Consider the following 17,788-nt stretch of genomic DNA (forward strand, 5'->3'; position numbering starts at 1 on the left):
CGGCTCTCTCATAGGTAAGAGTCCCTAAGCTCTCACTTATCATAGAAAAGAATGTTAAAGGTCTTTTATGCAATAAAAGATTATTTGAAACGTTTTAATCTTCATAAAATAAACAGTGGTATACAATAGGAAAGATGCTTGAAAGACATATACAAATGGTTGACTTGCAAGGTCAGTATCATCGCCTGAAAGAGGAGATAGATGCAGCCATGCAAACTGTTATTGAAAGCAGTGCCTTTATCAACGGTCCTCAGGTGAAAGCTTTTGGTGATCATCTGGCTGATTATTTGGATGTTCCCTATGTGGTTCCTTGCGGGAACGGTACGGATGCTCTTCAGATCGCTTTGATGGCGTTGCAGTTGCAGCCGGGGGATGAGGTGATTGTTCCGGCATTTACCTATGTGGCGGCTGCCGAGGTGATCGCTTTGCTGGGATTGACTCCTGTGCTGGTGGATGTAGATCCGCGAACCTATAATATCGATCCCCGTAAAATAGAAGAATCTATTTCCCGTAATACCAAGGCAATCATTGTTGTTCACCTGTTCGGCCAGTCCTGCGATATGGCTCCGATCCTGAGAATAGCCGGCATGTATCATCTTCATGTGATAGAAGATAATGCGCAGTCTGTTGGTGCGGAGTATACTTTCCCGGATGGGCAGGTGAAGAAAACAGGGACAATGGGCGTTATCGGTACAACTTCGTTTTTCCCATCCAAGCCGCTGGCCTGTTTTGGTGACGGAGGCGCTTTAATGACTTCTGATGAGAGTCTGGCAAAGCGTATCCGTATGATCGCAAATCATGGTCAGGAAGTTAAATATCACCATAAGTTGATAGGATGTAACTCTCGTCTGGATACCCTGCATGCCGCTGTTTTGGATGTGAAGCTGAAGTATATCGACGAGTTTACGAAAGCCCGGCAAGTCGTTGCCCGAAGATATGACGAAGGTTTGGCTTCATGCGAGCAGTTGATTCTTCCGAAGAAGAGTGATTTCTCTACACATGTCTATCATCAATATACGGTTCAGTTGAAACCGGTTCCGGAGTATTCGGATACGGCAAAGCATCGGGAGGCATTACAAGTGGCTCTTAAAGAGAAAGGTATTCCTACCATGGTATACTACCCCGTTCCTTTACAAGCACAAGATGCTTATAAATGGATGGCACGTACCCCCGGAAGTATGGAAACAGCAGCCCGTTTAAGCAACTGTGTTCTATCTTTGCCGATCCATACGGAGATGACAGTGGAAGAACAGGAATATATAATAGATGTATTGGTAAAGGAGTTAGAGAATAGAAAAATATGAAAGAAAATAAGATAAAATTCGCCGTAGTCGGTTGTGGTCATATCGGAAAGCGCCATGCCGAGATGGTAACCCGTGATCAGGATGCCGAATTAGTCGCTTTATGCGATATCCGTCCTCGCGAAGAATTGGGAATAGAGGGGTATGAAGTCCCTTTTTTTGCCGGTTTGCAGGAATTATTGCAGAGTGGCATTCAGATAGATGTCATTAATATCTGTACTCCGAACGGTTTGCATGCGTCTATGGCGGTACAAGCTATCGAAGCCGGTTGTAATGTGGTGATAGAAAAACCGATGGCGCTGACACTGGCTGATGCGGAGAAGGTAGTGTATGCTTCTTTGAAATACCGTAAACAGGTATTTTGCGTCATGCAGAACCGCTATTCCCCTCCTTCCGTGTGGATTAAGGATATGATCGACTCCGGCAAGTTGGGTAAAATATACATGGTTCAGTTGAACTGCTATTGGAACCGTGACGAACGCTATTATAAACCCGGTGGCTGGCACGGTGATGCTGCGCTGGACGGAGGAACGCTCTTCACCCAGTTCTCCCATTTTATCGATATCATGTATTGGTTGTTCGGGGATATCTGTAATATCCAGGCCCGTTTTGCCGATTTCAATCATGATAAACTGACCTCTTTTGAAGATTCCGGCTTTGTGAACTTCAATTTCGTGAACGGAGGAATGGGTAGTCTGAGTTATTCGACTGCTGTCTGGGACAAAAATATGGAAAGCAGCATGCTGATCGTGGCAGAGAATGGCAGCGTAAAGATCGGTGGACAATATATGAATGAAGTGGAATATTGCCATGTGAAGGAGTATGAAATGCCTGAACTAGCTCCAACCAATCCGGGTAATGATTACGGTCCTTACAAGGGATCGGCTCAGAATCATAATTTCGTGATCCGCAATGTGGTCCGTGTCCTTTCCGGCTCCGGTTCGGAATGTATTACAACGAATGTATTAGAAGGTATGAAAGTCGTAGATATAATACAACGTATCTATGCTCAAAAGTAACGATTCTGAATAAGAAATAATGATCGGTAATTTCCCTTTTATATAAATAACGATTTTAGAAGGGAAAGAATCCCTTCAAATTCCTATCTTTGTGGAAGTTTTGTCATTTCCGGCATGGGACTGACCAACATTGTTGTGCTCTCATTCTTATGAAAAGGACTGAGATATATAGAGAAACTCAAATTGAACAGATAGCATGAAACAGATTTTAGTTACCGGAGGAGCCGGTTTTATCGGCTCTCATCTTTGCGAACGCCTGCTGAAAGACGGGAACAATGTGATTTGTATGGATAATTATTTTACAGGTCTGAAACAAAACATTGTTCATTTACTGGACAATCCCTATTTTGAGCTGGTTCGCCATGATGTGACATTCCCGTATTATGTGGAGGTCGATGAGATTTATAATCTGGCTTGTCCGGCATCTCCGATACATTACCAGTTCGATCCGGTGAGTACAACTAAAACATCTGTTATCGGTGCCATCAATATGCTTGGGTTGGCTAAACGTACCAAAGCACGTATTCTTCAGGCTTCTACCAGTGAAGTTTACGGTGATCCGATCGTTCATCCCCAGGAAGAAAGTTATTGGGGAAATGTGAATCCGATCGGTTTGCGCAGTTGTTATGATGAGGGCAAACGTTGTGCGGAAACTTTATTCATGGATTATCATCGTCAGAATAAGGTAGATGTCAAGATTATCCGTATTTTCAATACCTATGGTCCCCGTATGCGTCCGGATGACGGCCGGGTTGTTTCCAACTTTATCATGCAGGCGTTGAAAGGCGAAGATATTACTATTTACGGTGATGGAAAGCAAACCCGTAGCTTCCAGTATGTCGACGACCTGGTGGAAGGTATGATTCGTATGATGGCTTCCGAAAACTTTACCGGACCTGTCAATTTGGGAAATCCGAGAGAATTTACCATGCTGGAGTTGGCCGAGTTAGTATTGAAGATGACTAATTCGAAATCAAAAATAATATTTACCCCTCTTCCTTCTGATGATCCGAAACAGCGTAAACCGGATATTACTTTAGCAAAAGAAAAACTGAATGGCTGGGAACCTAAAATCCGTTTGGAAGAAGGTTTGATAGATACAATTAAATATTTCAAGAGCCTTTAATTTTGCATTTTGATTATAAATTATGAAAATAGCGATAGTAGGAACAGGCTATGTCGGCCTGGTTACCGGAACCTGTTTTGCAGAAATGGGGACCGAAGTTTTTTGTGTAGATGTTAACACCGAAAAAATTGAAAACCTTAAAAAGGGGATAATCCCTATCTATGAACCCGGTCTGGAAGATATGGTCCATCGTAACCAGCAGGCCGGAAGATTACACTTTACAACCGATCTTACTGAATGTCTGGACGAAGTGGAAGTTTTGTTCAGTGCCGTAGGTACGCCTCCCGATGAGGATGGTAGTGCCGATTTGAAGTATGTGCTTGAGGTAGCCCGTACTGTCGGTCGGAATATGAAGAAACATATTCTGGTCGTAACAAAGAGTACGGTTCCCGTCGGCACGGCAAAGAAAGTACGCCGGGCTATCCAGGAAGAACTGGATAAACGTGGAGTAGAGATCGAGTTCGATGTCGCTTCTAATCCTGAATTTCTGAAGGAAGGAGCAGCGATCAGTGACTTTATGAGTCCGGACCGTGTTGTTGTTGGTGTAGAATCTGAGCGTGCCGAAGAGCTGATGACTCGTCTGTACCGTCCTTTCCTTTTAAACAATTTCCGTGTAATTTTTATGGATGTGCCATCTGCCGAGATGACTAAATATGCTGCGAATGCCATGTTGGCTACCCGTATCAGTTTTATGAACGATATTGCCAACTTGTGTGAGATTATCGGTGCGGATGTAAATATGGTACGTAAAGGTATCGGTTCCGACAATCGTATCGGTAACCGTTTCCTGTATGCCGGCATCGGTTATGGCGGTTCATGTTTTCCTAAAGATGTGAAAGCATTGATCAATACAGCCAAGCAAAATAATTATCCGATGCGTATCCTTCAGGCAGTCGAGGAAGTAAATGACGAACAGAAATCTCTTTTGTTCCATAAACTCGAAAAGCATTTTAATGGAGACCTGAAAGGTAAACGTATCGCTATCTGGGGACTGGCCTTTAAGCCTGAAACAGACGATATGCGTGAAGCTCCTTCTTTGGTTTTGATAGAAAAACTGTTGGCGGCAGGTTGTGAAGTATATGCTTACGATCCTGTAGCAGTAGAAGAATCAAAACGTCGTATCGGAGATGCGATTCATTATGCAAAAGATATTTATGATGCAGTAGTGGATGCCAATGCCCTGATGCTTGTAACGGAATGGAAAGAGTTCCGTATGCCTTCCTGGTCTGCCATAAAGAAACTGATGGCTACTCCACTGGTTCTTGATGGCCGTAATATTTATGATATCAAGGAGATGGAGGAGAACGGGTTTGTTTATCATTGTATAGGGAGGTAGAATACATATTGTAAACTAAAATTAATTAACTATGAAAGAAAATGTGATTAGATTCAGTGATGTAGAAAGTTGCATAATTGAATTACGGGATCAAAGAGTTCTGCTTGACAGGGATGTCGCTATGCTTTATGATGTAGAAACAAAAGAAATAAATCAGGCAGTCAAAAATAATCCGGATAAATTTCCTGCCGGATATTTAATCGAATGTAATAAAGTTGAGAAAGCCGAACTGGTCAAAAATTTTGACCGGTTCAATCCTTTAAAACATTCAACAGCTCTTCCGACAGCTTTTACTGAAAAAGGACTTTACATGTTGGCAACAATCCTGAAAAGTAATAAGGCAACGCAGACAACAATCGCAATCGTTGAAGCTTTTGCAAGAATCAAGGAATTGTCCAGAACTGTTTTACAGTTACCTACCGCCGATGAAGCACAGCAGAAAACACTTATGCAGCGCACGAGTGAGTTAATGGCTGACTTATTAGATGATGAACCGAAAGTAACAGATTCGGAAACGACAATAGAATTGAATCTGGCTGTTTTAAAGTTTAAGCATACGGTGAAAAGAAGATAAGAGTGGTTGGTCATAAAGAAGTTTTTTGAAAAATAACTATCATACTATCATATTTTGTTTGTACTCTTTGATTTACGGGATGTGTAACTATGATGGTTGATGAATTTATCTATCATAGAACTATCATAAACTGTCATTACCGTCTTACTCTCTGTCTGTTCTGTGTTAAGTATGGCATTTAATTTGTCAAAGTAGTTATCTTTTTTAGCTAAAACAGGGAGAAAATTGTCCCGGGACCCCTATTTCGACAGTTTTTATACCCCGGTCTGAGTGATGCTGACACCCGGGTGTGGAGATGGTTAAGACCCGGGTCTCAATGAGTTTATATAGTTATATCTTTGAAAATAAGCAATATACTGTTTGAAAAAAGATAGCTGTTTTTATGATAGTATGAGAGGGTAATTTGTATCTATCATGTATACTGTCATTTGTTGTAATGATTGATTTGCAATAGGTGCAAGGATGTTTATGATAGTATGACAGTTGTTTTGCAAAATAAATTAGAAATAAATGGAGAAAAATAAATAAAAACCAAGACAATGACGAAGAAAGAAGCTATTAAAATTTTCGGGAGAAGAAAGTTCGTACTCTTTGGGACGACGAAACGGAAGAATGGTATTTCTCCATAGTAGATGTGGTGAGTGTATTGACAGAGAGTGTAGATGGTCGGAAGTATTGGAATAAGCTCAAACAAAGATTGAAAGCTGAAGGAAGTGAGTTGGTGACAAATTGTCACCAACTGAAATTACTGGCAGCAGACGGTAAATATTACAAAACTGATGTAGCCACCACCGAGCAACTATTTCGTTTGATTCAATCCATTGGTCATTTCTCCGCTTAATGCAAAAACTGGGTTGAGATTGGATAAAGGTGATGATAGGAAAGAATAAATGGCTGAGGAAACTTTGAAAGATAAAACGGCTAAAGGCCTTTTTTGGGGAGGGATTAGTACATTCTTCCAACAAATAATAGGAATGGTATTTGGGATTGTGATAGCCCGTATACTTAGTCCGGATGACTATGGATTGGTGGCTATGCTTGCTATTTTTAGTGCTATTGCCAATACGATTATGGATAGCGGCTTTACTACGGCGTTGATTAATAAAAAGACTATTCGGCATGAGGACTATAATGCTGTCTTTTGGTTTAGTGCGTTTTGTGGAATCGTTATTTATATGATTTTATTTCTTGCAGCTCCTCTGATTGCCCAATTTTATAATAAACCGGTTCTTCTTAATCTTTCTCGTGTACTATTCTTAAGTTTCTTGATTTCAAGTTTTGGGATAGCACATAATGCTATTTTATTTAAGAAGTTAAAGGTCAAGCAACGCGGTATTATTGATGTCGTAGCTGTATCTGTTTCAGGAGGAGTTGGCTTAATATTTGCATTGCTGGGTTTTGCCTATTGGGGATTAGCTATACAATTAGTTTCTCAATGCTTGGTTGCTACTTTATTGCGTTGGTATTTTTCTGGGTGGAGACCAACCCTTTCTTTTGATCTTTCTCCAATCAAAGAAATGTTTGGATTTAGTTCTAAAATATTATTTAATAATATTTTAGGGCAAGTGAATATGAATATTTTTTCTGTACTGTTGGGTAAATTCTATACAGATACAGATACGGGTTATTATTCACAAGGGAATAAATGGATGGTCTTAGGGAATATGACAATAAGCAATATGATACAGGGGGTGGCACAACCTGTTTTGGTTGAGGTCGCGGATGATAAAGAACGACAGAAGAAAGTTTTTAGAAAAATGTTACGATTTGGTGCTTTTATTTCTTTTCCTGTATTATTGGGACTGGCTTTTGTCGCCAAAGAGTTTATATTACTAACAGTTGGAGAAAAGTGGCTCAATAGTGTTCCTTATCTTCAAATTCTGACTATTGCGTATTCATTTAGTTTTATTACTAATTTATATTGGGCAATACTATTTTCTCATGGCAAGTCGAACATTATACTTTATGTAAGTTCTACTTTTTATGGTCTTAATTTATTATTGGCTTTATTTTTAGCATCTTATGGGATTTTCCCGATGATAATAGGATGTTCCGCTCTTACTCTTTTATTAAATTTTGGATGGCATTTTTGTGGTAAAAAATATATTGGTATTCAAACAATTGAGTTATTGCGGGATATTTCTCCTTATTTATTACTCGTTTTTTTCTGTTTTTCTATATCTTGGTTTGCAACAATAGGTATTAATAATTTGTATTATTTGCTTACTGCCAAAATTGTTATTGTAGCGGTACTGTATATTTTGATATTGTGGCTAACGAGGTCTGTTGTATTGAGAGAGAGTATTTCTTTTATTTTTAAAAAATAAATAGAAACAGCATATTGTATGATTGTAAAACTGTATAGAAAACTTCCTGTAGGATTCAGGTTGATAATTTATAATTGTTTTTTAGGGACCATATTAAATTATATCCGTAATCCTCAAGCTCTTAAATATTGTTTCAAGGAACCTCAGATTAAACGGAAGCTGATAGAATTTTTACCGTTGTTTAAGAATAAGAACGGCTTGGAAGTAGGCGGGGGATCTTATCTTTTTAGTAAAGAAGGTAATTTGCCGATCTATTCTGTGGCTAATAGGGTAGATGGATGTAACTACTCTTATCAAACGGTTTGGGAGGGTAATTTGAGTCAAGGTACATACAAATACAAAGGTGTAAATTTAGGAACTCAATTCATAGGAGAAGCAACAGAAATAGAAATGATTGTCGGTAAAATGTATGATTTTATCATTTCATCAAATTGCTTAGAGCATGTCGCTAATCCACTCAAAGCCGTTAAAAGTTGGTTGAACGTATTGAATGCAGGTGGATATATCCTTCTTATTTTACCTAATAAAATTTCTAATTTTGATCATAGAAGACCCGATACTTCCTTTTCTCATTTGTTGGAGGACTATGCAAATGATGTGAATGAAAACGATATGACGCATTTCGATGAAATAATAGAATTGCATGATCTGGATAAGGATGTTGTGGGTAATAACAAAGATGTTTTCATAGGACGTTCTATGAAAAATGATGAAAATCGTTGTTTTCATCATCATATTTTTACTGTTAAGCTATTGGAAGAGATTTTCTCATACTTTAATTTGGAGATTATATATTCTCAGGAAGGCTGGGATAATATTTATATACTAGGGCGTAAGTTGAAATAATATGAAAACGCTTGGAATCGTGATATTTTATTACCCAACTGATGAAGTTTGGAAAAATATCGCATCATATATAGATTTACTTGATAAGTTGATTATTTGGAATAATACCCCTGGAAATCAATTAGATTTGCATTTACCAACTTGGGAAGAGAAAATCGTTTTGATGGGAGTAGGTAAAAATCTAGGAATAGGAAAAGCTTTAAATAAAGCTATCTTATATGCGAAAGAAAATCAATATGACTATTTATTGACGATGGATCAGGATAGTCATTTTGTGAAAGAAGATTTCAAGCTGTATTTGAAAGCGATCAAGGAATCAAATATCAGGTCTATTTTCTCCCCGAACTATTTGCTTCATGACAAAGCATTGTATACATCTATAGATGACGGCTTTATTGAAGTAGAAACAACGATGACATCTGGAAGTGTATATCCTGTAGAAGTTTTTTCTAAAATCGGCTTGTTTCGGGATGACTTTTTCATTGATGCGATAGACACTGAGTTTTCTTTGCGTGCAAAGAAAAGTGGCATCACTACCCGTGTGATGCCACAAGTATACTTAGTTCATGGTGCCGGATACCAAAAGACAAAACATAAATTTTTGTGGAAAACATTCTTTCCCAATGAATATTCGCCAGTAAGATCTTATTATATTGTGAGAAATGGTATAATAACAAAACGCTTATATCCATGGGCTAATTGGAAAGGATTTCTGTACTATTGGTTCTATAAAAGATTATTTTTTGTTATATGTTACGAAGATAATAAGTTCGCTAAGATAAAAGGCCTATTGTATGGTTTTTATCATGGTATGATTGGAAAAACAGGAGAACAAACGATTTTTTAATGAAACAAAATAATAAAGCAAGAGTATTAGCTTTCTATCTACCTCAATATCACCCTATACCGGAAAATGACAAGTGGTATGGTAAAGGTTTTACAGAATGGACAAATGTAGGTAAAGCTAAACCATTATTTAGAGGGCATTATCAACCTCAGATACCTGCGGATTTGGGCTATTATGATCTTAGAGTTTCTGAAACAAGAGAAGCTCAGGCAGAGATGGCTAGAGAATATGGTGTTGAAGGTTTTTGCTATTGGCATTATTGGTTTGGTAATGGACGCAGATTGTTAGAACGCCCATTTAATGAAGTATTATCTTCGGGAAAGCCTGATTTCCCTTTTTGTCTTGCATGGGCTAATCATAGTTGGCATGGTATTTATTGCGGGTTAAAAACAAAAGAACCTGTAATGAAACAAACTTACAACGGGTTAGAAGATTATAAAATGCATTTTTATGATGTATTACCAGCATTGAAAGATGAGCGTTATGTAACAGTTGATGGTAAACCGTTCTTTCTGATTTTTTCACCCCAAGACATACCTAATTCTAAAGAATTTATAGACTGTTGGCAGGAACTTGCCTTACAAAATGGATTAAAAGGAATTCATTTTGTTGCTCATACCTATCGACCAGACTATATAGACTCTTTATTATCGTTGGGATATGATGCTGTTAATGTGGTTCGATTATTTGAGTATCAAAGGGTAGGGTTATCTTTGTTTAAAATGGCATTTAATAAAATTAATAGAGATATATTTAAACAGGGTTTTTGGTATGAATATAAAGATGCCATGCGATATTTTTCAGGACCAGAAGATTCTCTGGAAAATGTATATCCTACCTTAGTTCCTAATTGGGATCATTCTCCACGTACAGGTAAATATGGTTCTATATTAAAGAATTCGACACCCCAATTATTTCAGAAACATGTGGAAACAGTGGTAAGTTCTGTATCTACTAAAGCTGAAGAACATAGAGTTGTAATATTAAAGTCGTGGAATGAATGGGCCGAAGGAAATTATATAGAACCTGATTTAAAACACGGTAGAGGTTATTTAGAAGCTTTGGCAAACGGTTTAAAAAAATAAGAAATATGTATCAGACTCCTATATTATTTTTGATTTTTGCTCGCCCGGATACAACTCAAAGAGTTTTTGAACGTATTAGAGATATCCGACCGTTAAAATTGTATATTGCAGCGGATGCGCCACGGAAGGATCGTCCAAACGAAATAGTTCGGAGTCAAGAAACACGGCGTATTGTTGATAAAATTGATTGGCCGTGTGAAGTGCATACACTATTTCGAAATGAAAATCTGGGATGTAAAAGTGCTGTATCTTCTGCTATTACATGGTTTTTTGATAAGGAGGAGTATGGGGTTATATTGGAAGATGATTGTTTACCGGATTTGTCGTTTTTCCCCTTTTGTGAAGAGTTACTGATAAGATACAAAGATGATGATCGGATAGGACATATTGGTGGAAATAATTTTTTGACAAGAGTAGATAATAATTTGAGTTATGACTTTTGTTCTATTGCTCATATTTGGGGCTGGGCATCATGGAGAAGAGTTTGGAGGAATTATGATGTAAATTTGGGGTATTGGAAAAAAGCTCTTGAAAATACAACAATGATGGATTCCCTATTTAAAAGTTTAAAGGAAAAAATCTATTTTTCATCATTTATTTCTGATACATTATCTGGAAATAAAGGTTTGAATACTTGGGATATTCAATATTACTTTATGTTAAGAGTTCAAAATCAGTTATCTATTTATCCATCAGTGAATCTTGTAACTAATATCGGATTGAGTGATCCTAATGCTACCCATACAACAAAAAAGAGTTTGAAAAACTATATAGATTCGACCTCAATGTCTTTTCCATTAAAACATCCTGAGTATATTATTCCGAATAAATGTATAGATGATAAAACTGTTACAAGGATGTTTTTTTCTTACAAAAGATTATTTCGTTATGTACTAGGTGCATATTAATATAGAATATTAACGACTATGAATAAGATAGAGTTAGCTCGATTGGATTTTCTTATATCTGCTTTTCATTCAGGCTTTTTTCATTCAACAGAGAATGTTTTGAGTTGGATGAAAAAAAAGAATAGTGAAGTGTTTTCAGATATATCTCAAGTTCCTATAATGGATTTAAAGGATTGGGATTTTAGCAATGATCGTATTTCTCATAAAAGTGGCAAGTTTTTTAGTATCGACGGTATACGTGTTAAAACAAATTATGGATTAGTAAAAGACTGGGAACAGCCCATTATTAATCAACCGGAGATAGGTTTCTTAGGATTCATTGTGAAAAAAATAAATGGTGTACTGCATTTCTTATTACAAGCTAAAATAGAACCTGGAAATTTGAATATTGTCCAATTGTCCCCAACTTTGCAGGCTACTCGTAGTAATTATATGAGAGTACATCAAGGAAGTTCTCCTAAATATTTAGAATATTTTACTGGAGAAAAGAAGGTTGAAGTACTGATCGACCAACTGCAATCAGAACAGGGAGCTCGTTTTTTGCAAAAGCGGAATAGAAATATTATTGTCGAAATATCAGAAGATGAAGATTTACCGGTATATGATAATTTTGTGTGGTTGACTCTTAGGCAAATAAAAGAACTACTTAGATCTCCTAATGTTGTTAATATGGATACAAGAACTGTCATCTCTTGTATTCAGTTTGGTAGTTATAAAGATGTAGATCTGCGTTTTTTGATAGCTTTTAGAAAATTGTTAGATATAAATGTTGATCGAACATCCTCTTTCTTAGTTTCAGTTTTAAATGAAGAAAATCATTTGCATGATTTGCAGCATATAATTCATTGGATCACATCTTTAAAATTTAAGTATGAATTGCAGATAGAGAAAATACCTTTGTCTAAAATGAAAGATTGGATTTTTGATGATGGAGTTTTACGCCATAAGGATCATAAATATTTTTCAGTGATAGGTGTAAATGTTGAAATAGGAAATCGTGAAGTTATTTCATGGGATCAACCTATGGTGCAGTCAGCGCAAGATGGCTTAATGGGATTTCTAGTTAAAAGGATAAATGGAATATATCATTTTTTGGTACAAGCAAAACTAGAAGCTGGAAATTTTGATATTGTAGAGATGGCTCCAACTGTACAATGTTTGACTGGTAATTATAGAAAGGGTAAGAATGAGTATGAAATACCTTATCTTGACTTGTTTCTTAATGCTAAACAGGAAAATATTTGGTACTCTACTTATCAATCGGAAGAAGGAGGTCGGTTCTATCATGAGCAAAATCTGAATATGATTGTTGAAGTGCACGATGATTTTCCAGTAGATGTTCATGAGAATTATTGTTGGATGACATTGAATCAGATGTTATCATTTGTGACATACAATAATTATTTGAATATGGCTGCAAGAAGTCTTATTTCTGTAATAAATTTCAGATAATATGGAAAAAATCAGAATAGGAGTTATGGGATGCGCTGCAATAGCACAGCGGTCTGTTATACCTGCGATTATAGAGTTGAATAAACTGTTTGAATTAGTGGCTGTTGCTAGCCGAACAAGGGAAAAAGCGGAACAATATGCTTCTTTGTTTAATTGTGAGGTAGTTGTTGGTTATGAAGAGTTATTAAAAAGACAAGATATTGATGCTATATATATGCCTCTTCCAACAGGACTACATAGAGAATGGGTAATTAAAGCATTAAAAGCAGGAAAGCATATATATGTTGAAAAGTCTATAGCGAGAACTTATGAAGATGCCCGAGAAATGGTAGCTTTGGCAAAATCAAAAGGATTGGCTTTGATGGAAGGATATATGTTCAGATATCATGCCCAGCATAAAAAAGTGTTTGAATTATTGGATAGTGGTGTTGTTGGAGAAATCAGACAATTCAGCGCGTCTTTTGGTTTTCCTCCCTTAGCTTTAGATAATTTCAGGTATGATCCGGAAATAGGAGGTGGTGCTTTAATGGATTGTGCCGGATATACTGTAAGTGCTTCTTTGTTTATTTTACAGCAGAGGTTGTGTGTTAAAGCTGCGGATATATTTTACAATGAGAAGGGTACCAGTCTTTATGGTAGTGCTTTTTTGCAAGGAGAAAAGAAAGTATCTGCTTCCATTTCATTTGGATTTGATAATTTTTATCAATGTAATTATGCTATTTGGGGGAGCTTAGGACGTATCTATTTGAGGAAAGCTTTTACCCCTAAAGTGAATGAAGTAACGATTGTTAGATTGGAATTACCTTCTGGTATTCAGGAGTATGAAATTCCGGCAGATAATCATTTTATACATGCTTTTGAAGAGTTTTATCGGATTATTTTTTCTGCGGAAAAAGATAAATGTTATAATTTGATATTAGAACAAAGTGAAATTTTAAATGAGATAGAACGAATCTCAAAATTAGCATAGAGTTTAAATATGAAGTGTGCAGTTATTGGTTCGGAAGGATATATTGGTCGGCATTTAGTCTATTTTCTAAAAGAAATGGGTGCTGATGTTTTTTGTTATGATCTTAATATTTCGAGTTCCCATCAACAATATAAAAGGTTAGATGTAACAGATCCAATCTCGCTTAGAGATTTGAATTTAGATGTTGATTATTTATTTGTATTTTCTGGGATAACTGGAACATCTGTTGGATTCGAAGAATATGAGCGTTTTGTACAGGTTAATGAAATAGGATTATTAAATATTCTTACGTTGATAAGAAAATCTGTGTTTATGCCACATGTTGTTTATCCTTCTACCCGTTTGGTTTATAAAGGTATGGATCTTCCTCTAAAGGAGGAGGATCCATTAGAAGCAAAAACAATTTATGCCGCGAACAAATTAGCTTGTGAAAGACTGCTTTGGTCTTATCAAAATAGTTTTGGTATTAATTATACAGTATTTAGAATTTGTATTCCGTATGGAAATTTGTTAGATTCGAATTATTCATACGGAACGATTGGATTCTTTTTAAATCAGTCAATCAAAAAAGGGACTATCAATTTATATGGTGATGGGACATTGAAAAGAACTTTTACTCACATCTATGATGTATGTAACCAAATAATAAGCGCATCTTTTTCCTCACAAGGCAAAAATGAAATATTTAATATTGGTGGTGAGACATTTTCTTTACTAGAGGTTGCAACGGCAATAGCCAATAAGTATGCAGCATCGGTAACTTTTTCTGAATGGCCGGAGAAAGATCTATTAATAGAATCGGGAGATACTTATTTTGATGATGCTAAAATTCTTAAGATTTTGGGAGAGTATCATTATAGAGAGTTTCTCCATTTTGTTTCAGGACTAAATTAATATAAATTGCACAATTAATGGTTCAAAATATATCTTCTGTAAAAATATTGCACCTATCTGCTAGTCGTTTTCGCGGAGCAGGTATTGCGACGGTAAATTTATGTAAATATCTGGAACAGGCCGGTTTTGAGTCTTTCTTATATGTGCCAGAATCTCAGGTTAAAGGCTTGTTGGGAGAAAAGATGGCTCAGATGAGAAAGAGGCTAATACCAGATAAAACATGGAGTAAAATTAAAAAGCTGGTTGGGAAAGATAAAAAAGAGGATGCAGCTTATAATATGCATAGTTTAGGAGATACATTATTGAATACTAATATTGAAAATATACTAAACAAAGTACCTTTTGTTCCGAACATTATTGTTCTTCATTGGGTTGGAGGATTTCTTAATGCAGAAAAGATTCAGCAGTTATCTGTTTTGACAAAGGCAAAAATATATTGGTTGATGTTGGATGATGCTCCTATTACAGGAGGTTGTCATTTCCCTTGGGATTGTTTGGGTTATACTGCTCAATGTGGTTCTTGTCCTGGTATTTATTCAAATGATAGATATGATATAACTTATAAACAACTTCAACAAAAGAAAGAGTTATTTGAGAAGATTGATATTTCTGCTATAGCAACTTCAGAAGGAGATTATTTACGTGCTAAGTCTTCTAGTTTGTTTAAGGAAAAATCAGTCTTTAAAATGCTCCTACCAGTGGACTCAAATAGATTTGTACCAAATGGCAATAATCAACAATTACGGAAGCAGTTGGGTATACCTATGAATAAGAAGGTGGTTTTGTTTGGTGCTAGTAATATTCAGGATAAAAGAAAAGGAGGAGCTCTATTTCTTAGAGCATGGGAGTTGTTAAGTAAAGAAAATGTTTGCCTTTTGCTAGTGGGTAAAGTAGATAAAGAGTATCTGAATCAATTTAGTGGTGAGGTTATTTATCTGGGAACTGTCGATGAGAAAAAGTTGATTCAATGTTATCAATGTTCTGATTTTTTTGTCTGCCCAACTGTTGAAGATTCAGGTCCATATATGATAAATCAATCGTTAATGTGTGGTACTCCTGTTGTTTCTTTTAATGTAGGGGGAAGTATTGATTTAGTTGTTACGGGACAGACTGGATACAACTGTGGAATACCATCTGTTGAATCTTTGTTAAAAGGAATGAAGTATATTGTAGGATTGAATGATTCTGAGAATTTTATGCTTCGTCGGACATGTCGGAAATTTGCTTTGGAAAAATTAAGCGTAGAACGATTTGTAGATAAATTTAATCATATAATTTCTTGATTGTTGCTGAATTTGATCAAGAATCACAATAGCTATATTATGAATATCCCAATTATAGTAATACATCGAGGAACTCCTTTTTATTTATATCCGGTATTGAAACAGATGAGGTTGTTTAATCCAGATAACAGAATTTGTTTGATTAGTGATGGTATACCTGATGGATGTGATTTTGTTGAATATCATGATATAAATGATTATTGGGATAGTTCTGTTGAATTTGATAAGATTTATCTGCATTTATCATCGAATCCTAGAGATTATGAAATGTTCTGTTTTCAGCGCTGGTTTGTAATCCGTGATTTTGTTCAGAAACAAGGATTTGAATACTTTCTTTGTGTAGATTCAGATGTTTTGTTATATTGTGATGTCAATAATTTATTCGGAAAATACTTAAAGTATGATGTGGTGATTTGTAATGAAGTAGAACTACATTGTTCTTTATTTAGTGTTGATAGTTTGATAAGGTTTTGTGATCATATGACTTATATGTATACTAATGAACAGTCATTAACTGCATTGAAAGATATTTATCAGACTTTTTTGGTTGAGAAAAAATTAGGAGGAATTTGTGATATGACAGCTTTTTCTCGGTTTAAAAGTAATGTTGATCATATTTTTGATATAGGGATTCCTGTTGATGGAGCTTGTTTTGATGAAAACATATCTGTTTCGACCGGTTTTGAAATGGAAGGTGATAAAAAGAAGATCTATTGGAATGATAATCTTCCGTACGGAAGATCAGTGAGTGATAACTCCATGATTCGGTTTTATTGTCTGCATTTTCAGGGAAGAGCGAAATATTCTATTTATAAATATCTTTTGGATGAGCATAAAGTTCACCATTCTGGTTTTTGGTATAATTTAAAATGGTCGTTATCGAAGGAAATATTGGGTGCCAGATTGAAGGGGATAAAGAAAGCAATTCAGAATCCACGAATGGTGGTTAATTTTGTAAAGGCGAAATTGAAATAAAATATCAAATGATCCGACCCAGACTTATGAGATGGTTTAGTTTGTTTTTATATGTTTTGCGAAGTAAATCTTAAGTAAGATATGCAACAACCAGTTTTCTCAATCATAACAATCACCTATAATGCTTCCCGTTGGTTAGAGCAGACTATTCTTGGGGTGCTGAGCCAATCGTATCCGAATATTGAATATATCGTTATTGACGGAGGTTCGACGGATGGGACGGTGGATATTATAAAGCAATATGCTTCCGGAATTTCTTATTGGATAAGTGAGCCGGATAAAGGTATTTATGATGCAATGAATAAAGGTCTTCAGAAGGCTACGGGCGACTATGTATGGTTTATTAATGCCGGGGATTCTTTATTTACCTCCGATATCGTACAACGGGTTGCCTCTTTAGTCCAGAAGAAGAAAGTTCTGCCTGATATTATTTATGGAGAAACGGTTATTGTTGATGAAAAAGGTAAATCGTTAGGACAACGGAGATTGAAGGCCCCAAACAAACTTACATGGAAAAGCTTCCGGATGGGCATGTTAGTTTGTCATCAGTCATTTATAACAAAACGTAGTATTGCTCCGTTATATGATTTAACATACCGCTATTCTGCTGATTTCGACTGGTGTATCAAATGTATGAAACAAGCAGGTAGAATATATAATACGCGAATGACATTATCTAACTTCCTGGATGGCGGGGTTAGCACGACTCAGCGCAAAGCCTCTTTGAAAGAAAGATATGATATTATGTGCCGGTATTATGGAGTAATATCAACATCTTTACTCCATGTCTGGTTTGCTATTCGCTTTTATTTTGCTAAGTGGTTCAAAGGTAGAGTGTAAACGAA

The 17,788-nt window shown here is 36.2% G+C and carries 16 protein-coding genes and 1 pseudogene; all 17 read left to right on the forward strand.

The window, feature by feature from the left end; translation table 11 throughout:
• Positions 1-134 precede the first annotated feature (134 nt).
• The 17 genes and pseudogenes from C825_RS03030 (at position 135) to C825_RS03110 (ending at position 17,783) form a co-directional block, all read left to right on the forward strand.
• Positions 135-1,304 (forward strand): DegT/DnrJ/EryC1/StrS family aminotransferase, encoded by a 1,170-nt coding sequence (locus C825_RS03030; protein ID WP_044214995.1) that lies wholly within the window; start codon positions 135-137, stop codon positions 1,302-1,304.
• Positions 1,301-2,320, forward strand: coding sequence for a Gfo/Idh/MocA family protein (locus C825_RS03035; protein WP_010801366.1), 1,020 nt, complete (start codon positions 1,301-1,303; stop codon positions 2,318-2,320). The genes C825_RS03030 and C825_RS03035 overlap by 4 nt, the downstream gene beginning before the upstream one ends.
• Before the next feature lie 196 nt (positions 2,321-2,516).
• On the forward strand, positions 2,517-3,446 hold the full coding sequence (locus C825_RS03040; protein WP_009860713.1) for a UDP-glucuronic acid decarboxylase family protein: 930 nt from the start codon (positions 2,517-2,519) through the stop codon (positions 3,444-3,446).
• 22 nt (positions 3,447-3,468) lie between these two features.
• Positions 3,469-4,782 carry a UDP-glucose dehydrogenase family protein gene (locus C825_RS03045; RefSeq protein ID WP_010801367.1) on the forward strand — a complete coding sequence of 438 codons (1,314 nt, stop codon included), beginning with the start codon at positions 3,469-3,471 and terminating at the stop codon, positions 4,780-4,782.
• Positions 4,783-4,813: 31 nt separating this feature from the next.
• Positions 4,814-5,356: an ORF6N domain-containing protein gene (locus C825_RS03050; RefSeq protein WP_010801368.1), complete on the forward strand. Its 543-nt coding sequence runs from the start codon at positions 4,814-4,816 to the stop codon at positions 5,354-5,356.
• Between the two features lie 539 nt (positions 5,357-5,895).
• Positions 5,896-6,179: pseudogene (locus C825_RS03055) on the forward strand (BRO family protein); the annotation flags it as partial.
• A gap of 67 nt (positions 6,180-6,246) precedes the next feature.
• The gene (locus tag C825_RS03060) at positions 6,247-7,683 is read left to right on the forward strand and encodes a lipopolysaccharide biosynthesis protein (protein WP_009860717.1); all 1,437 of its coding nucleotides are present in this window, start codon (positions 6,247-6,249) and stop codon (positions 7,681-7,683) included.
• An 18-nt stretch (positions 7,684-7,701) separates the two neighbouring features.
• Positions 7,702-8,529 (forward strand): class I SAM-dependent methyltransferase, encoded by an 828-nt coding sequence (locus C825_RS03065; protein ID WP_009860718.1) that lies wholly within the window; start codon positions 7,702-7,704, stop codon positions 8,527-8,529.
• Between the two features lies 1 nt (position 8,530).
• Positions 8,531-9,376 (forward strand): glycosyltransferase family protein, encoded by an 846-nt coding sequence (locus C825_RS03070; protein WP_009860719.1) that lies wholly within the window; start codon positions 8,531-8,533, stop codon positions 9,374-9,376.
• Positions 9,376-10,461, forward strand: coding sequence for a glycosyltransferase WbsX family protein (locus C825_RS03075; RefSeq protein ID WP_009860720.1), 1,086 nt, complete (start codon positions 9,376-9,378; stop codon positions 10,459-10,461). The genes C825_RS03070 and C825_RS03075 overlap by 1 nt, the downstream gene beginning before the upstream one ends.
• 5 nt (positions 10,462-10,466) lie before the next feature.
• A complete protein-coding gene (locus C825_RS03080) occupies positions 10,467-11,369 on the forward strand; it encodes a hypothetical protein (RefSeq protein ID WP_009860721.1) in 903 nt (300 codons plus the stop codon).
• A gap of 18 nt (positions 11,370-11,387) precedes the next feature.
• Positions 11,388-12,821, forward strand: coding sequence for an NDP-hexose 2,3-dehydratase family protein (locus C825_RS03085; RefSeq protein WP_009860722.1), 1,434 nt, complete (start codon positions 11,388-11,390; stop codon positions 12,819-12,821).
• A gap of 1 nt (position 12,822) precedes the next feature.
• Entirely contained in the window at positions 12,823-13,791 is a 969-nt protein-coding gene (locus C825_RS03090) for a Gfo/Idh/MocA family protein (protein ID WP_009860723.1), read from the forward strand.
• A gap of 9 nt (positions 13,792-13,800) precedes the next feature.
• Positions 13,801-14,685, forward strand: coding sequence for an NAD-dependent epimerase/dehydratase family protein (locus C825_RS03095; protein WP_010801369.1), 885 nt, complete (start codon positions 13,801-13,803; stop codon positions 14,683-14,685).
• A gap of 17 nt (positions 14,686-14,702) precedes the next feature.
• A complete protein-coding gene (locus tag C825_RS03100) occupies positions 14,703-15,968 on the forward strand; it encodes a glycosyltransferase (RefSeq protein WP_009860725.1) in 1,266 nt (421 codons plus the stop codon).
• Positions 15,969-16,007: 39 nt separating this feature from the next.
• Positions 16,008-16,943, forward strand: coding sequence for a hypothetical protein (locus tag C825_RS03105; RefSeq protein ID WP_228100059.1), 936 nt, complete (start codon positions 16,008-16,010; stop codon positions 16,941-16,943).
• Positions 16,944-17,024: 81 nt separating this feature from the next.
• Positions 17,025-17,783 (forward strand): glycosyltransferase family 2 protein, encoded by a 759-nt coding sequence (locus C825_RS03110; RefSeq protein ID WP_010801370.1) that lies wholly within the window; start codon positions 17,025-17,027, stop codon positions 17,781-17,783.
• Positions 17,784-17,788 lie beyond the last annotated feature (5 nt).

The organism is Parabacteroides sp. ASF519 (assembly GCF_000364265.2).
Lineage (GTDB): Bacteria > Bacteroidota > Bacteroidia > Bacteroidales > Tannerellaceae > Parabacteroides > Parabacteroides goldsteinii.

Bases quoted from the DNA above. Each gene is read 5' to 3' on its own strand.
- C825_RS03085 (WP_009860722.1), top strand. From the start codon at position 11,388: ATGAATAAGATAGAGTTAGCTCGATTGGATTTTCTTATATCTGCTTTT.
- C825_RS03060 (WP_009860717.1), top strand. From the start codon at position 6,247: ATGGCTGAGGAAACTTTGAAAGATAAAACGGCTAAAGGCCTTTTTTGG.
- C825_RS03050 (WP_010801368.1), top strand. From the start codon at position 4,814: ATGAAAGAAAATGTGATTAGATTCAGTGATGTAGAAAGTTGCATAATT.
- C825_RS03095 (WP_010801369.1), top strand. From the start codon at position 13,801: ATGAAGTGTGCAGTTATTGGTTCGGAAGGATATATTGGTCGGCATTTA.
- C825_RS03075 (WP_009860720.1), top strand. From the start codon at position 9,376: ATGAAACAAAATAATAAAGCAAGAGTATTAGCTTTCTATCTACCTCAA.
- C825_RS03035 (WP_010801366.1), top strand. From the start codon at position 1,301: ATGAAAGAAAATAAGATAAAATTCGCCGTAGTCGGTTGTGGTCATATC.
- C825_RS03105 (WP_228100059.1), top strand. From the start codon at position 16,008: ATGAATATCCCAATTATAGTAATACATCGAGGAACTCCTTTTTATTTA.
- C825_RS03080 (WP_009860721.1), top strand. From the start codon at position 10,467: ATGTATCAGACTCCTATATTATTTTTGATTTTTGCTCGCCCGGATACA.
- C825_RS03110 (WP_010801370.1), top strand. From the start codon at position 17,025: ATGCAACAACCAGTTTTCTCAATCATAACAATCACCTATAATGCTTCC.
- C825_RS03100 (WP_009860725.1), top strand. From the start codon at position 14,703: ATGGTTCAAAATATATCTTCTGTAAAAATATTGCACCTATCTGCTAGT.
- C825_RS03090 (WP_009860723.1), top strand. From the start codon at position 12,823: ATGGAAAAAATCAGAATAGGAGTTATGGGATGCGCTGCAATAGCACAG.
- C825_RS03045 (WP_010801367.1), top strand. From the start codon at position 3,469: ATGAAAATAGCGATAGTAGGAACAGGCTATGTCGGCCTGGTTACCGGA.
- C825_RS03070 (WP_009860719.1), top strand. From the start codon at position 8,531: ATGAAAACGCTTGGAATCGTGATATTTTATTACCCAACTGATGAAGTT.
- C825_RS03030 (WP_044214995.1), top strand. From the start codon at position 135: ATGCTTGAAAGACATATACAAATGGTTGACTTGCAAGGTCAGTATCAT.
- C825_RS03065 (WP_009860718.1), top strand. From the start codon at position 7,702: ATGATTGTAAAACTGTATAGAAAACTTCCTGTAGGATTCAGGTTGATA.
- C825_RS03040 (WP_009860713.1), top strand. From the start codon at position 2,517: ATGAAACAGATTTTAGTTACCGGAGGAGCCGGTTTTATCGGCTCTCAT.